The organism is Plantibacter sp. MPB07 (assembly GCF_046619465.1).
In the GTDB taxonomy this organism is placed as follows: domain Bacteria; phylum Actinomycetota; class Actinomycetes; order Actinomycetales; family Microbacteriaceae; genus Plantibacter; species Plantibacter auratus.
Genome location: NZ_CP177043.1, coordinates 1,422,684 through 1,438,649, shown reverse-complemented (window position 1 = coordinate 1,438,649; position 15,966 = coordinate 1,422,684). Strand labels below are relative to the sequence as shown.

Annotated in this window: 14 protein-coding genes; 12 read left to right on the top strand and 2 right to left on the bottom strand. The window is 69.6% G+C overall.

What is annotated here, in order from left to right; translation table 11 throughout:
• Positions 1–5 precede the first annotated feature (5 nt).
• From ACLIME_RS06740 to pheT, 6 genes are all read left to right on the top strand, one after another.
• Positions 6–725: an amino acid ABC transporter ATP-binding protein gene (locus ACLIME_RS06740; RefSeq protein ID WP_079707380.1), complete on the top strand. Its 720-nt coding sequence runs from the start codon at positions 6–8 to the stop codon at positions 723–725.
• A 91-nt stretch (positions 726–816) separates the two neighbouring features.
• Positions 817–1,713 carry a glutamate ABC transporter substrate-binding protein gene (locus ACLIME_RS06735; RefSeq protein WP_079707066.1) on the top strand — a complete coding sequence of 299 codons (897 nt, stop codon included), beginning with the start codon at positions 817–819 and terminating at the stop codon, positions 1,711–1,713.
• Positions 1,714–1,820: 107 nt separating this feature from the next.
• Positions 1,821–2,468, top strand: a complete 648-nt coding sequence (locus ACLIME_RS06730; protein ID WP_124769498.1) for an amino acid ABC transporter permease — start codon at positions 1,821–1,823, stop codon at positions 2,466–2,468.
• On the top strand, positions 2,465–3,364 hold the full coding sequence (locus ACLIME_RS06725; RefSeq protein WP_411558484.1) for an amino acid ABC transporter permease: 900 nt from the start codon (positions 2,465–2,467) through the stop codon (positions 3,362–3,364). The genes ACLIME_RS06730 and ACLIME_RS06725 overlap by 4 nt, the downstream gene beginning before the upstream one ends.
• 91 nt (positions 3,365–3,455) lie before the next feature.
• Entirely contained in the window at positions 3,456–4,496 is a 1,041-nt protein-coding gene (gene pheS, locus ACLIME_RS06720; RefSeq protein WP_064294511.1) for a phenylalanine--tRNA ligase subunit alpha, read from the top strand.
• A gap of 2 nt (positions 4,497–4,498) precedes the next feature.
• Positions 4,499–7,012, top strand: a complete 2,514-nt coding sequence (gene pheT, locus ACLIME_RS06715) for a phenylalanine--tRNA ligase subunit beta (RefSeq protein WP_411558483.1) — start codon at positions 4,499–4,501, stop codon at positions 7,010–7,012.
• A gap of 72 nt (positions 7,013–7,084) precedes the next feature.
• On the opposite strand, the gene ACLIME_RS06710 is transcribed toward pheT, so the two are convergent.
• Together ACLIME_RS06710 and ACLIME_RS06705 are read right to left on the bottom strand one after the other, a co-directional pair.
• A complete protein-coding gene (locus ACLIME_RS06710) occupies positions 7,085–8,644 on the bottom strand; it encodes a helix-turn-helix domain-containing protein (RefSeq protein WP_124769494.1) in 1,560 nt (519 codons plus the stop codon).
• A 36-nt stretch (positions 8,645–8,680) separates the two neighbouring features.
• A complete protein-coding gene (locus ACLIME_RS06705) occupies positions 8,681–9,328 on the bottom strand; it encodes a hypothetical protein (protein WP_411558482.1) in 648 nt (215 codons plus the stop codon).
• A gap of 140 nt (positions 9,329–9,468) precedes the next feature.
• Between ACLIME_RS06705 and ACLIME_RS06700 the strand changes: the two genes are divergently transcribed.
• From ACLIME_RS06700 to ACLIME_RS06675, 6 genes are all read left to right on the top strand, one after another.
• Entirely contained in the window at positions 9,469–10,752 is a 1,284-nt protein-coding gene (locus tag ACLIME_RS06700) for a sensor histidine kinase (RefSeq protein ID WP_411558481.1), read from the top strand.
• Positions 10,749–11,438 (top strand): response regulator, encoded by a 690-nt coding sequence (locus ACLIME_RS06695; protein WP_191941332.1) that lies wholly within the window; start codon positions 10,749–10,751, stop codon positions 11,436–11,438. Before ACLIME_RS06700 ends, ACLIME_RS06695 begins: the two co-directional genes overlap by 4 nt.
• A gap of 201 nt (positions 11,439–11,639) precedes the next feature.
• On the top strand, positions 11,640–12,683 hold the full coding sequence (argC, locus tag ACLIME_RS06690; RefSeq protein WP_411558480.1) for an N-acetyl-gamma-glutamyl-phosphate reductase: 1,044 nt from the start codon (positions 11,640–11,642) through the stop codon (positions 12,681–12,683).
• The gene (gene argJ, locus ACLIME_RS06685; protein WP_411558479.1) at positions 12,680–13,849 is read left to right on the top strand and encodes a bifunctional glutamate N-acetyltransferase/amino-acid acetyltransferase ArgJ; all 1,170 of its coding nucleotides are present in this window, start codon (positions 12,680–12,682) and stop codon (positions 13,847–13,849) included. The genes argC and argJ overlap by 4 nt, the downstream gene beginning before the upstream one ends.
• Positions 13,850–13,851: 2 nt before the next feature.
• Entirely contained in the window at positions 13,852–14,757 is a 906-nt protein-coding gene (argB, locus tag ACLIME_RS06680; RefSeq protein ID WP_411558478.1) for an acetylglutamate kinase, read from the top strand.
• Positions 14,754–15,938, top strand: coding sequence for an acetylornithine transaminase (locus ACLIME_RS06675; RefSeq protein WP_411558477.1), 1,185 nt, complete (start codon positions 14,754–14,756; stop codon positions 15,936–15,938). The genes argB and ACLIME_RS06675 overlap by 4 nt, the downstream gene beginning before the upstream one ends.
• Positions 15,939–15,966: the final 28 nt, after the last annotated feature.

Sequence of the window (15,966 nt, the reverse complement as noted above, 5' to 3'; positions counted from 1 at the left end):
TCGTCATGGAGAACGTCGAGAAGCACTACGGCGAGTTCCACGCCCTGAAGGACATCAACCTCACCGTCAACAAGGGTGAGGTCGTCGTCGTGATCGGACCGTCCGGGTCCGGCAAGTCGACCCTCTGCCGGACGATCAACCGGCTCGAGACGATCAGCTCGGGGGAGATCCGGATCGACGGCAAGAAGCTGCCGGAGGAGGGCAAGCAGCTCGCCGAGCTGCGCGCCGACGTCGGCATGGTGTTCCAGTCGTTCAACCTGTTCGCGCACAAGACGATCCGCGAGAACGTCACCCTCGGCCCGATCAAGGTGCGCAAGCAGAAGAAGCGCGACGCCGACGATGCGGCGAAGGTGCTGCTCGAACGCGTCGGCATCGGCGTGCAGGCCGACAAGCTGCCGGCACAGTTGTCCGGCGGGCAGCAGCAGCGCGTGGCGATCGCCCGTGCCCTCGCGATGAAGCCGAAGGTCATGCTGTTCGACGAGCCGACCTCGGCCCTCGACCCCGAGATGATCAACGAGGTCCTCGACGTCATGGTGCAGCTCGCCAGCGAGGGCATGACGATGATCGTCGTCACCCACGAGATGGGCTTCGCCAGGAAGGCCGCCGACCGCGTCGTCTTCATGGCCGACGGCGAGATCCTCGAGGACACCGACCCCGAGTCGTTCTTCACGAACCCGCAATCCGAGCGGGCGAAGGACTTCCTGTCGAAGCTCCTCACCCACTGACCCATCCGACTCCGGATCGCGCGACCCGCGCGGCGACCCGGAACTGACCAACCGATCGGCCCGTCCCGGGCACCAAGGAAGGAAGGAAAACATGCGCAAGAGGCTCATGTTCATCACCGCGGGAGTCGCTGCAGCAGCGCTCGCGCTCAGCGGGTGCAGCGGCGGCGACGCCGGCACCGGATCGACCGACGGCGCGTCCGACGGCGGCGCACTCTTCGAGGTCGCCTCCGACGTCCAGCTCGAGGGCAGCCCCACGTACGACGCGATGGTGAAGGCCGACAAGGTCCGCATCGGTGTCAAGGAGGACCAGCCCGGTCTCGGATACCTCGACGCCGCCACCGGCGAGCGTTCCGGCTTCGACGTCGAGATGGCCACCTGGATCGCCGCGTCGCTCGGCTTCGACGCCGACAAGATCGAGTTCAAGGCGATCCCGAGCGCCAACCGCGAATCGGCCATCGTGAACGGTGACATCGACTACTACGTCGGCACCTACTCGATCACCGACAAGCGCAAGGAGCAGATCGACTTCGCCGGACCGTACTTCGAGACCGGCCAGGGCCTGCTCGTCGCCGCGGACAACGACGACATCAAGGGCGAGGACGACCTCGCCGGCAAGACCGTGTGTTCGGCGACGGGCTCCACGCCCATCCAGAACATCAAGGACAACTTCCCCGACACCAAGACGGAGGAGTTCGACACCTACTCGCAGTGTGTCGAGGCCCTGAACGACGGCAAGGTCGACGCGGTCACGACCGACCAGGCGATCCTGATCGGGTACGCGGCGCAGTTCCCCGACGACCTCAAGGTCGTGGGCGAGCCGTTCAGCACCGAGCTGTACGGCATCGGTCTGCCGAAGGGTGACGACGCCCTCCGCCACTTCATCAACACGATGTTCACCGATGGCGGCGACACCTGGACCAAGATCTACGACGCCACCCTCGGCGCCTCCGGCACCAAGGTGACCCAGCCGGCGGTCGACGACTACTAAGCAGCGCCCCGGGCGGCCGCCGACCAGCGGCCGTCCGGGGGAGCTGTCCCGTCGACTCCGCCCAGGCGCCCGCCAGGGGCGTCCCCCTCCCGAAAGGCGTGCGCGACATGAACGTCCTGCTCGACAACCTCGACCTCTTCGTCACGGGCTTCCGCAACACCCTGCTGCTCTTCGTGGTGTCGGGGTTCTTCGCGCTCATCCTCGGCACCATCGTCGGTGCCATGCGGGTCTCGCCGGTCCCGGCGATGCGCCTCTTCGGCACCGTGTACGTCAACACGGTGCGCAACACCCCGCTGACCCTCATCCTCTTCTTCTTCGCCTTCGGCTACCCGAAGCTCGGGCTCCCCGAAGTGAGCTACACGACGCTCGCGATCATCGGGCTGAGCCTCTACACCGCGACCTACGTCGCAGAGGTCCTGCGGTCCGGCGTCAACACGGTGCCGATCGGTCAGGCCGAGGCCGCACGCGCGATCGGGCTGCCGTTCGGACAGACCATGACGCTCGTCATCCTGCCGCAGGCGTTCCGTGCCGTGCTGCCTCCGCTGTTCAGCGTGCTCATCGCCCTGCTCAAGAACACGACGGTCGCCGCCGGCTTCTCCGTCGCCGAAGCGGGCGCGATCCGCGCGAACCTGTCCGAGCGAGGTGAGCCGCTGCTCGTCGGTCTCCTGTGGGTCGCCCTCATCTTCGTGGCGCTCGTGTCGCTCCTGTCCCTCGCCCAACGGGCCTTCGAGAAGAAGTGGAGGATCGCGCGATGAGCTCCGTCCTGTTCGACACCCCCGGCCCGAAGGCCATCGTCCGCTATCGCTGGATCGGTGCGGCGACGGTGCTCGTCGTCGCCGGCATCCTCGCCTTCGTCGTCTTCCGCTTCATCGAGACCGGACAGTTCACCGCCTCGAAGTGGAAGCTCTTCACCTTCCCGCGTGTCTGGGAGCAGATCCTCCAGGCGACGGGTGCGACCCTGTCCGCGTTCGCGGTCGCCGCCGTCTGCAGCGTCGTCCTCGGACTGGTGTTGGCGATCGGCCGACTGTCCGACCACAAGATCATCAGCGTCCCCTTCACGATCTTCATCGAGTTCTTCCGGGCGGTCCCGGTCCTCATCCTGATGATGCTCATGTACTACGGGCTGCCGCCCCTCGGCTTCACCTTCGTGACGCCGTTCGTCGCCGTCGCCATCGCGCTGACGCTGTACAACGGCGCGGTGTTCTCCGAGATCTTCCGAGCGGGCATCGAGTCGCTGCCGAAGGGGCAGGGCGAGGCCGCCTACGCCATCGGCCTGCGGAAGTCCGCCGTCCTGCGCCTCATCCTGTTCCCGCAGGCGATCCGCGCGATGCTGCCGGTGATCATCGCCCAGCTCGTCGTCGCCCTCAAGGACACGGCACTCGGCTTCCTGATCACCTATCAGGAGCTCCTCTACCTCGCGAAGCAGTTCGGGTCGCAAACGCTCTACGGCAGCCCGATCATCCCCTCGATCATCGTGATGGGCTCGATCTACATCGTGCTCTGCCTGATCCTCTCGGGCGTCGCGAAGATCGTCGAGGTGCGTACCCGACGGTCGCCGCGGACGCCGAAGGAACAGGCCGTGACCGAGGACACGACGACCAAGATCCTCGGCATCCAGGCGGGGAACCAGTCGTCCGGCGCGAGCATCTGACGTCGTCCCGACGGAGCCCGGGCGATCGGGCCGCCGTCGGGGCGAGGACGGTCGCCCATGTGGGCCGACCGCCTGGGTAGACTTGGCTCTCGTGTCCGACGCATCCCCAATCTCCGAACCAGCGGTGAACGCCGCGGTCGACGCCGCTCTCGAAGCGATCGCCGCAGCCACCGACTCGGCCGCCCTGAAAGCGGTCCGATCAGCCCACGCCGGCGAAGCGTCACCGCTCGCCGCCCTGAACGGATCGCTCCGCAGCGTGCCGAACGACCAGAAGGCCGCGCTCGGCAAGCTGGTCGGTCAGGCCCGCGGGCGCGTCTCGAAGGCGTTGAGCGAGCGCGAGGGCGAGATCGTCGCCGCGGAGACGGAGGCACGCCTCGCCGCCGAGGCGATCGACGTCACCGCCGTGCCGCTGCGACGCGTGCCCGGTGCGCGGCACCCCCTCACGCTGCTCCAGGACCGCGTGTCCGACATCTTCGTCGGCATGGGGTGGGAGATCGCCGAGGGGCCCGAGGTCGAGAGCGAGTGGTTCAACTTCGACGCCCTGAACTTCGACGCCGACCACCCGGCCCGCGCGATGCAGGACACCTTCTTCGTGGAGCCGCTGGAGTCGCATCTCGTCCTGCGGACGCACACGTCGCCGGTCCAGGTGCGCTCGCTGCTCGAGCGCGAGCTCCCCGTGTACGTGCTCGCCCCCGGGCGCGTCTACCGCACGGACGAGCTCGACGCGACGCACACGCCCGTCTTCATGCAGTTCGAGGGTCTCGCCGTCGACAAGGGCCTGACGATGGCGCACCTGCGCGGAACGCTCGACCACTTCGTGAAGAGCGTCTTCGGTGACGACGCGAAGGTCCGCCTGCGTCCCAGCTACTTCCCCTTCACCGAGCCGAGCGCCGAGCTCGACTTCTGGCACCCGACCTTCAAGGACGGACCGCGCTGGATCGAGTGGGGTGGGTGCGGCATGATCAACCCGAACGTGCTCCGGTCCGCCGGTATCGATCCCGAGGTCTACTCGGGCTTCGCCTTCGGGATGGGCGTCGAGCGCGGTCTGATGCTGCGCGACGGCGTGCAGGACATGCGAGAGATGGTGGAGGGCGACGTCCGCTTCTCCCAGCAGTTCGGGATGGTGGTGTAGTCGTGCGTGTTCCATTGAGCTGGCTCGGGGAGTTCGTCGAACTCGCCCCGGGGACCACCCCCGAAGACGTCCACGCCGCGCTCGTGCGCGTCGGGCTCGAGGAGGAGGACGTCCACCGCTTCGAGCTGACCGGTCCCATCGTGGTCGGCGAGGTCCTCGAGTACGTCGAGGAGCCGCAGTCCAACGGCAAGACCATCCGCTGGTGCCAGGTCCGCGTCGCCGAGGGTGACGCCGAGGGCGCCGTGCGGGGCATCGTCTGCGGTGCCGGCAACTTCTTCGTCGGCGACCAGGTGGTCGTCACCCTGCCCGGCGCCGTGCTGCCCGGTCCGTTCCCGATCGCCGCTCGCAAGACCTACGGCCACGTGTCCGACGGCATGATCGCCTCGGCTCGCGAGCTCGGTCTCGGTGAGGACCACGACGGGATCCTGCGCCTCTCGACGATCGGGGTCGAGGCACCCGTCGGCACCGACGCGATCAGCCTGCTCGGTCTCGACGACGCTGCGGTCGAGCTCAACGTGACGCCCGATCGCGGCTACGCGTTCTCGATCCGAGGGGTCGCACGCGAGTACTCGCACGCGACCGGTGTGGCCTTCCGCGACCCGGCGGCGAGCGTCCCCGAGGCGTTCACCGGGCCACTCGACGGCTTCCCCGTCACGATCGAGGATGCGGCGCCGATCCGCGATCGCGTCGGGTCGAGCGTCTTCGTCACCCGCGTCGTGCGCGACGTCGACCCGACGAAGCCGACCCCGCCGTGGATGGTGGCGCGGTTGAAGCTCGCCGGCATCCGCTCGCTGTCGCTCGTCGTCGACATCACGAACTACGTCATGCTCGAGCTCGGACAGCCGATCCACGGGTACGACCTCGACAAGCTCACGGGCGGCATCGTCGTCCGGCGCGCGCGGGCGGGCGAGACCTTCGTCACGCTCGACGGCCAGGAGCGGAAGCTCCACGACGAGGACCTGCTGATCACCGACGACTCGGGCCCGATCGGGCTCGCGGGCGTGATGGGTGGCCTCGACACCGAGATCACCGATGCCACGCGCAACGTCCTCATCGAGGCCGCGAACTTCGACCAGGTGTCCATCGCGCGGAGCGCGCGCCGCCACAAGCTGCCGAGCGAGGCCTCGAAGCGGTTCGAGCGCGGTGTCGATCCGCAGATCGCCGTCGCGGCCGCCGGTCGCGTCGCGCAGTTGCTCGTCGACCTGGCCGGTGGCCGGACGGACGACCTCGGCTCCACCGTCACCACGGCGCCGGATCGCGAGCCGATCCTGCTCCCCGACGACTACATCAACGGCCTCATCGGCGTCACGTTCGGAGCGGACGAGACACGATCCGCGCTCGCCGAGATCGGCGCGGCCGTCGAGGCGACCGATGGCGGCCTGCTCGTGACGCCGCCGAGCTGGCGCCACGACATCACCGGCAAGGAGGACCTCGCCGAGGAGGTGGCGCGGATCCTCGGATACGACCGCATCCCGTCGGTGCTCCCCGTCGCGCCTCCGGGACGTGGGCTCTCGCGTTCGCAGCGGTTGCGCCGTGGGGTCGCCGATGCGCTCGCCTACGGCGGCGCGACCGAGGTGTTGGCCTATCCGTTCGTCTCCGCCGAGGAGAACGCGCGGTTCGGCGCTCCGCAGCCGGGTGCGTTCCCAGCCGTGAAGCTCGCGAACCCGCTCGACGCGAAGGCCCCCTTCCTCCGTGCGTCGATTCTGCCCGGTCTCCTCGCGGTGGCCCACCGGAACGTCTCGCGCGGTCTGACCGACCTCTCGATCTTCGAGGTGGGCGCGGTGTTCCGTCCGTCCCGTCACGGCGCGTTCGGCCAGGCCGAACTCCCGCAGGCGGCGGTCCGTCCGAGCGAGGCCCAGCTCGAGGAGCTCGAGGCGGGGGTCCCGGCCCAACCGCGTCATCTCGGATTCCTCGCGGTCGGCAACGCCGTCGCGAAGCAGCCGGGCCAGCCCGCCGTCGCGGCCGGTATCGCGGACGCGCTCGAGGCGGTCCAGGCCGTCGCAGTGGCGACCGGTGTCGACATCACCGTCTCGCAGGGCAGCCACCAGGCACTGCACCCCGGACGGACTGCGGCGCTGCATGTCGGCGACGTCCTGGTGGGGTACGCGGGGGAGGTGCACCCGGCCGTCGCCGAGGAGGCGAACCTGCCGCGTGTCGTGGCGGTCGCGGAACTCGACCTGGATCGCATCATCGCGCTCGGCGACGCACTGCCCGAGGCCGTCGGCATCGGAACCCTTCCTGCTGCGACGCAGGACCTCTCGCTGCTCGTCCCCGCGACGGTCTCGGCCGGTGAGGTCCTCGACGCCGTCCGGGTCGGAGCCGGTTCGCTGCTCGAGCACATCCGCCTCGTCGACGACTATCGCGGTTCGGGCGTGCCCGAGGGTGGCAAGAGCCTGACCTTCGCCCTGCGGTTCCGCGCGCCGGACCGCACGCTCACCGCGGCGGAGGCGAGCGACGCGAAGCTGGCCGGCGCGGCAGTGGCGGCCGAGCGCTTCGGCGCGAGCATCCGGGACTGAGCCGGTCGTACCGGACGACAGCGGCCCCGCGGATCGACGATCTGCGGGGCCGCGTCCGTCGGACGGGACGACTCAGTCGCGGAAGGTCTCGATCGACGCACCCAGGGTGATGAGTCGCTCCTGCAGCTGCTCGTACCCGCGAGCGATGATGTCGACGTTCCGGAGCACGCTCGTGCCCTTCGCGGCGAGCATGGCGAGCAGGATGACGACGGCCGGTCGCAGCGCGGGAGGGCAGCTCACCTCGGCGCCGGACCAGTGCGTCGGCCCGGAGACGTCGATGCGGTGCGGGTCGCGCAGGCGGACGTTCGCGCCGAGTCGCGTCAGGTCGGTGAGGTGGATCGCCCTGCCCTCGTACACCCAGTCGTGGATGAGCGTGTCGCCCTCGGCGCAGGCCGCGATGACCGCGAAGAACGGGAGGTTGTCGATGTTGAGCCCCGGGAACGGCATGGGGTGGATCTTGTCGATCGGGGCGTGCAGCTTCGAGGGGTGCACGGTGACGTCGACGAGACGGGTCCGACCGTTCGCGGCTGCGTACTCGGGGGAGCGGGTGTAGCGCAGTCCCATCTCGCCGAGCGTCGCGAGCTCGATCTCCATGAACTCGATCGGCACGCGCGTGACGGTGATCTCCGAGTCGGTGACGATCCCGGCGGTGAGTAGACTCATCGCCTCCACCGGGTCCTCACTCGGCCAGTAGTCCACGTCCTCGTTGATGACGCTGCGGCCGGTGATCCGGAGCGTCGTGCTCCCGATGCCCTCGATGGTGATGCCGAGGAGCTCCAGGTAGAAGCACAGGTCCTGCACCATGTAGTTCGGGCTGGCGTTGCGGATGGTCGTGACGCCGTCGCGTACCGCGGCGGCCATGATGGCGTTCTCGGTCACGGTGTCGCCGCGCTCGGTGAGCACGACGCTCAGCTCCTCGGGCACGTCGGGGGCGACGGTGGCCTGGTACCAGCCGGCGGTCGCTTCGATGGACAAGCCGAACGGCCGGAGCGCGATGAGGTGCGGTTCGACGGTCCGGGTCCCGAGGTCGCAACCACCGGCGTAGGGGAGGGCGAAGGTGTCGTAGCGGCCGAGCAGCGGGCCGAGGAACATGAGCACACTGCGGGTCCGGCGACCGGCGTCCTCGTCGATGCTCTCGAGTGAGAGGTCGTCCGGGACGTGGATCTCGACGTCCTGGCCGTCGGGCGACCAGACCACGGAGACGCCCAGGCTGCGCAGGACGTCGATGATGCGGTCGACCTCGACGATCCGGGCGATGCCGTGCAGCGTGGTGCGGCCGCGGTTCATGAGCGCCGCGCACAGGAGCGCGACCGAGGCGTTCTTGCTCGAACGCACCGCGATGGTCCCGTGCAGCTGTCGGCCGCCCTGGACGCGGAGGTGCGAGTTCTTCTTCTGTTCGCCGAAACTGACGATCTCACTCTCGAGCGCGGTGCTGATCCGGCTCAGGAGGTCGATGCTGATGTTCTGACTGCCCTGCTCGATCCGGTTGATCGCACTCTGGCTCGTGCCGACGCGTTCCGCCAGCTGGGCCTGGGTGAGTTTGCGTCCCTGACGGGCGCCGCGGATGAGTGCTCCGACCTGCCGGAGCGGTGCCGCAGGGTCCGTTCGTTCAAACGTTGCCGTGTCTTCCATGTCGTCACTCTATCTCAGATATGAGATAGAGCGCCGTTAGGGATGCCCCTGAGATGTCGGAACGGAATCTGAAACCCGCTCCGTGGTGTCAGGCGCGGGCGCGGAGCTCCGGAAGAGGACGGCGTACACCGGGCCTGCGGCGAACCAGATGCCGGTGATCGCGACGAGCTTGATGATCATGCCCCAGATGACATCCTCGTTCGCGAGGGCGAAGGACGCGGGGACGGTCCAGCCGACCATGGCCTGCATCGCGAGGAGCCCGGCGACCGCGATCGCGACGGCGAGGACCACCCGACGCCACTCCGACCAGGCGGCCCGGACGTACGCGGGCCCGGACTTCGGCTTCGGCCGCGGTGCTGGACCGCCGGCGAACCGGTGTGCGAACCAGACGTCCGCCTTCGTGATGAGCGCGTGGCCGAACGCCACCGTGAAGCCCAGGTAGATGGTCGCGAGGAGGTGCGTGACGTTGGGCTCCTCGCCGGACGCGAGGTCGGTCGCGGTCAGGACCAGGAGGACGAGGTCCACGACCGGTACACCGATCAACATGATCGCGCTGAGCCGGCGTCGCCGGAGGAGGTAGCGGACCGCGAGCCCGCCGAAGAGGAGGATCCAGAACGCCGCCTCCGCGCCGAGGATGGCCCAGATGAGTGGGCTCGTGCCGAAGAGTTCAGTGAAGCTGTCCATGTTCCGATGGTGTCGCGGGGTGATGCCGTGCCACATCGACCGTGCTGCTGATCCTCCGGCGACGGGGTCAGCGGAACTGCGTACGCGGGCTCGTCCCTCCGGCGCTCGCGCCGTGTGGCGCGAGCTGGTGTGATGGAGGTATGGCTGCTCTCGAAGGACCGCGCGCATGGGTGGATCGACACCGCGAGCCGGTCATCACCACGGTGTGCGCGGCCATGGGACTCCTGTTCGCCCTCCTCGGGATCCATGTCCCCTGGGGGACGACCGTGTCGGAACCGCCGCTCCTCCTCACCCTCGTCTTCCTCGCCGCCATCCTGGCGGTGCACCTGCTCCGCCGTCGACGCCCGTTGACCACGCTGGCCGTCGGCGTCCTGATCGCCCTCGCCGAGGCGCTCACCACCGGAGGCAGCGGCCTCGGGATGCTCATCGTCGTGTCCGACCTCGCCTATGCGGCGGCGCTCTACTCGCGGTCCCGGGTCATGGACGTCGCCGCGTTCGCCTGCACCGCGCTCGCCGTCGTGTCGGTCGGTGTCTTCGCGGTGATCTGGTTCACCGACGACGTCGAGGCCGTCACCCGGCTCGGTCGCGGCGTGGTCCTCGGCTCGCTCATCATCGTCCCGGTCATCCTGGCGAGCTCGATCTGGTACGGCAGGATGGTCCGGTACCCCCGTCTCGAGGCCGAACGCCAGCGCGAGCGCGCGGACACGATCGCCCAGGCGGCGGCTGCGCTCCGGCAGGACGCCGTGACCCGTGAACGGCTCGAGCTCAGCCGGGAGCTGCACGACGTCATCGCCGGTCACCTCTCGGCGATCGCGATGCAGTCGGCGGCGGCCCTGGAACGACGCGACGGCACCGACCCGGTGGCGCTGCGGCGCAGCCTCGCACTCGTCCGGACGAGCAGTCTCGACGCGCTCGCCGACATGCGCACCATGATCGACGTGCTCCGCGGTGACCAGTCGACCGACGACCCGACCCAGGCACCGGACCGACTCACGGCCGAGTCGGTCCGCCGCGCGGTCGAGGTCGCCCGCGCCAACGGGCTAGAGGTGGAGGTACGGGCACCGGACGACGCGGCGCTCGCCGAGGTCCCCGCGCAGACCTCGATCGTCGGGCTCCGCACGCTCGTCGAAGGCCTGACGAACACCGCGAAGCACGCACCGGGTGCCTCCGTCCGGGTCGAGGTCTCGCTCCCGCCCGGTGCCCTGTCCGTCACGCTCAGCAACCCGCTGCCGACGGCGACCTCGTCTTCGGTGCTCGCCGGGTCCGGTGGGGTCGGCCTCGTCGGCCTGGCCGAGCGGGCACGTCTGATCGGAGGCGACCTCGTCGCGGGGCCGGACGGTCCGGACTGGCGGACGGCGCTCACCGTGCCGAGCCCCGTGTCACCGACCACCCCCGCGGTCGTCACCGCAGGAGGGGCGTCATGACCATCACGGTCCTCATCGCGGACGACCATGCCGCCGTCAGAGCGGGTCTGGGAGCGCTGCTCGACGAGCCGGACGACATCCTGGTCGTCGCCGAGGCGGCGGACGGGGAGGCCGTCGTCGCGCAAGCCGCGCGACATCGACCGGACGTCGTGCTGCTCGACGTCCAGATGCCGCGTGCCTCCGGCATCGACGCGATCCCGGCCATCCTCGCTGCGGCCACCCCACCGCCGAGCATCATCATGCTCACGACCTTCGCGCTCGACCGGTACGTCGACGAGGCGCTGGCGGCCGGGGCGAACGCCTTCCTGGTGAAGACGGTCTCCGCTGCCGGCCTCGTCGACGCGATCCGACGAGTGCATGCGGGCGAGGCGGTGCTCGCCCCTGAGGTGACCCGCCGAGTCCTCGAACGTCTCGCCGCGGCCAGACCTCCGGTCGTGCCGGAGCCGGCGCTGCCGCACCCCGGTCTGGCCACACTGACACCGCGGGAGCGTGAAGTCCTCGAGCAGCTGCGCGCTGGACTGAGCAACGCGGGGATCGCGACCGCGCTCGGGCTGTCGGAGGCGACGGCCCGCACGCACGTGTCCCGGATCCTCGTGAAGCTCGACGCACGGTCGCGGGTCCAGGCCGCGCTCATCGCGGAGCGGGCTGCTCCGGGCGCGGATTCGTCGGCATCCTCGTCGTCGTAGTACGCTCTCGACATGGCACGTTTCCAGGCACAGGGTTCTTCGCGGGCGATCACGCTCCGCGCCCTCCGCCGTCCCGTGTCCGCACGCGCTACCGCAGAGCGACGATAGGCGACCCCGGTGCTCGCACGGTCCAGGTGACCGTGCAGTCGTCCAGGAGTCGCCGCCTCCGCCCCTCGAGCGTCCACTCAATAAGGTAGAGCCATGTCCTTCTCTGTAGCGGTGGCCGGAGCATCCGGCTACGCAGGAGGCGAGCTGCTTCGGCTGCTCGCCGACCACCCCGACTTCGACGTCCGGACGGTGACCGCGCACGCGAACGCCGGTCAACCGCTCGTCGACCACCAGCCACACCTCCGATCGCTCCGGCATCTCGTCCTCGAAGCGACGACGCCGGAGGTGCTCGCGGGACACGACGTCGTCTTCCTCGCCCTGCCGCACGGCAAGTCGGGTGAGGTCACGGCATCGCTTCCGCCGGAGACCCTCGTCGTCGACTGCGGAGCCGACCATCGGCTCGTCGACGAAACCGACTGGGACGCCTTCTACGGCGGCGACTACTTCGGCGCCTGGGCCTACGGCGTGCCGGAGCTCCAGACGTCCACCGGTCGGGGGCGCGACGCACTCGTGGGCGCCAAGCGGATCGCCGCTCCCGGATGCAACGCGAGCACCGTCGCCCTGTCCCTCGCGCCCGGCATCGCCGCGGGAGTGATCGAGCCGCTCGACCTCGTCTCCGTGCTCGCCGTCGGGCCGTCCGGCGCGGGGAAGAGCCTGAAGGTCAACCTGCTCGCGAGCGAGGTGCTCGGCACGGCCAACCCGTACGCCGTCGGCGGTACCCACCGGCACATTCCCGAGATCACGCAGAGTCTCCGGGCGGCCGGTACCGATCGCGCGTCCATCTCGTTCACCCCGGTCATCGTCCCGATGTCGCGCGGCATCCTGGCGACCTCGACGGCGCGCATCGTCGCGGGCACCACGGCGGCAGCGGTCCGCGAGGCCTGGGAGACGGCCTACGCCGACGAACCGTTCGTCCAGGTGCTGCCCGAGGGCTCGTTCCCACGGACGGCCGACGTCCTCGGCGCCAACACCGCGCTGATCGGACTCGCCGTCGACGAGACGGTGGGACGGGTCGTCGTCGTGACCGCCGTCGACAACCTCGTGAAGGGGACCGCCGGCGCGGCGATCCAATCGGCGAACATCGCGCTCGGGCTCCCCGAGACGACCGGATTGAGTGTGAATGGAGTGGCACCGTGAGTGTGACAGCAGCAGCAGGGTTCCTCGCGGCGGGCGTCGCCTGCGGTCTCAAGTCTTCCGGGGGCCTCGACCTCGCGGTGGTCCAGAACGTCGGTCCGTTGCAGCATGCGGCGACGGTCTTCACCAGCAACCGGTGCAAGGCCAACCCGGTCCTCTGGAGCGAGCAGGTCATGCAGGACGGCATCGTCTCGGCGATCGTCCTGAATTCGGGTGGGGCGAACTGCTACACGGGGACGCGCGGTTTCCAGACCACCCACGCGACCGCGGAGGCCGTCGCCGAGCGGCTCGCGATCTCGGCCGGCGACGTGCTCGTGTGCTCCACCGGCCTCATCGGCGAACAGCTCGACCTCGACAAGCTGACCGCGGGTGTCTGGGACGCCACCCGCGCGGTCGCCGACGAGGACGGTGCGAGCGAAGCGGCCGGCCTCGCCGCGGCGACCGCGATCATGACGACCGACACGAAGCCGAAACAGGCCGTTCGGAGCGCGGACGGATGGACCGTCGGCGGCATGGCGAAGGGTGCGGGCATGCTCGCCCCCGGGCTCGCGACGATGCTCGTCGTCATCACGACCGACGCTGTGCTCGAGCCGGCGCAGCTCGACCAGGCGCTCCACAGCGCGACCCGTGTCACCTTCGACCGCCTCGACTCCGACGGCTGCATGTCCACCAACGACACGGTGTCGCTCCTCGCGTCCGGGTCGAGCGGCGTCACCCCGGAGCTGTCCGCCTTCACCGAGGCGCTGACGGAGGTGTGCCGCGACCTCACCCTGCAATTGCAAGCCGATGCCGAGGGCGCGGCCCACGACGTCGCGATCGAGGTCGTCGGCGCGGTGTCCGAGGACGACGCGGTCGAGGTCGCCCGCGCGGTCTCGCGCAGCAACCTCTTCAAGGCGGCCATCTTCGGCAACGACCCGAACTGGGGCCGGGTGCTCGCGGCCGTCGGGACCACGGGCGCCGAGTTCGACCCGTACGGGATCGACGTGGCCATGAACGGCGTCCAGGTGTGCACCGCCGGCGAGCCGGATCAGTCGCGCGACCTCGTCGACCTCTCACCGCGCGCCGTGCACGTGCTCATCGACCTCCACGCCGGTGACACGGGAGCCACCATCTGGACGAACGACCTCACGCACGACTATGTGCACGAGAACAGCGCGTACGCGAGCTGATGATGACCCAGTATCGAGACAACTCTCCCGAGGAGGCGGCGATCAAGGCCGCCACCCTCATCGAGTCGCTTCCCTGGCTGAAGACCTTCCGCGACCAGACGATCGTCGTCAAGTTCGGCGGCAACGCGATGGTGAGCGACGAGCTCGCGCAGGCGTTCGCGGAGGACATGGTCTACCTGCGCTACGCGGGGCTCAAGCCCGTCGTCGTGCACGGTGGCGGCCCGCAGATCTCCGCGATGCTCGAGCGGCTCGACATCCACAGCGAGTTCCGCGGCGGGTACCGGGTCACGACGCCCGAGGCCATGGAGGTCGTCCGCATGGTCCTCACCGGTCAGGTCAACCCCGAGCTCGTGGGGCGGATCAACGGACACGGCCCGCTCGCCGCAGGACTGTCCGGCGAGGACGCGGGCCTGTTCGGCGGGCGTCGTCGCTCGATCGTCGTCGACGGCGAGACCGTGGACATCGGGCTCGTCGGCGACGTCGTCAGCGTCGACCCGACCTCGGTGCAGGCCTACCTCGACGCCGGCAACATCCCGGTGGTCTCCTCGATCGCCCCCGACCTCGACCAGCCCGGCCAGACGCTCAACGTGAACGCCGATGCGGCCGCCGCGGCGCTCGCCGTGGCACTCGGTGCCGCGAAGCTCGTCATCCTGACCGATGTCGCCGGGCTGTACAGCGACTGGCCCAACCGCGACTCGCTCGTCTCGCAGATCACGACGAGTGAGCTCCGAGCCATGCTGCCCACGCTCGAATCGGGCATGATCCCGAAGATGACCGCCTGCCTCGACGCCGTCGACGGCGGGGTCGCCAAGGCTGCCATCATCGACGGCCGCGTACCCCACTCCATCCTGCTCGAGGTGTTCACCCAGAACGGCTCAGGCACCGAGGTCGTCCCGGAGGACTCATGAGCGACTGGAAGAGCCGCGTCGACCGCGACATGATGCGCACGTTCAACACACCGATCGCCATGCTGACGCGCGGTGAGGGATGCCATGTCTGGGACGCCGAGGGCAACCGCTACCTCGACTTCCTCGCGGGCATCGCGGTGAACGCACTGGGACATGCGCATCCGGCGTTCGTCGGTGCGATCACGCGACAGGCGAGCACGCTCGCGCACGTCTCCAACTACTTCTCGAGTCCGCCGCAGCTCGAGCTCGCGGCCCGGCTGAAGCGTCTCGCCGGAGCGGACGAGGGCGGTCGGGTGTACTTCGCGAACTCCGGTGCCGAGGCGAACGAGGCGGCGTTCAAGCTCGCCCGACTCAACCACGGCGACGGATCGCGGACCCGGGTCCTCACCCTGGAGAACTCCTTCCACGGGCGGACCTTCGGCGCGCTCGCCCTGACCGGCAAGCCTGCCCTGCAGGAGGGGTTCCACCCGCTCCCGGGCGGCGTCGAGCACATCCCGACCACGATCGAGGCACTCGAGGCGGCGATTGACGACCGGGTCGCCGCGCTGATCCTCGAACCGATCAAGGGCGAAGCCGGCGTCATCGATCTGCCGGAGGGCTACCTCGCCCGTGCCAGGGCACTCACCGAGGCACACGGCGTGCTGCTCATCATCGACGAGATCCAGACCGGGGCCGGCCGGACGGGGGAGTGGTTCGCGTTCCAGCGGGACGGCATCGTCCCGGACGCGATCACCGTCGCCAAGGGGATCGGCGGTGGCATGCCGATCGGCGCCCTCATCACCTTCGGCGCCGCCTCCGAGCTGTTCGGACCCGGCCAGCACGGCAGCACCTTCGGAGGCAACCCGCTCGCGACCGCGACGGCGAACGCGGTGCTCGAGGAGATCGAGCGCGCCGGTCTCGTGCAGAACGCCGCCGCGCGCGGTGAGCAGTTGCGGGCCGTCATCACCGCCATCGGTTCCCCGCTCGTCGAGGAGGTCCGCGGACACGGGCTGCTCATCGGCATCGGCTTGAGCGCCCCGGTGGCGGCCGAGCTGTCGGCCGCGGCGTTCGACCGAGGGCTCATCATCAACGCCCCGAACGCGACGAGCATCCGGATCGCGCCGCCGCTCATCATCGGCGACGCCGAGATCGACGAGTTCACCTCCCTCTTCCGCGCAGCGCTCGACACCGTCCAGGCCTGACCGGCCATCGACCCACACGAACAGGACC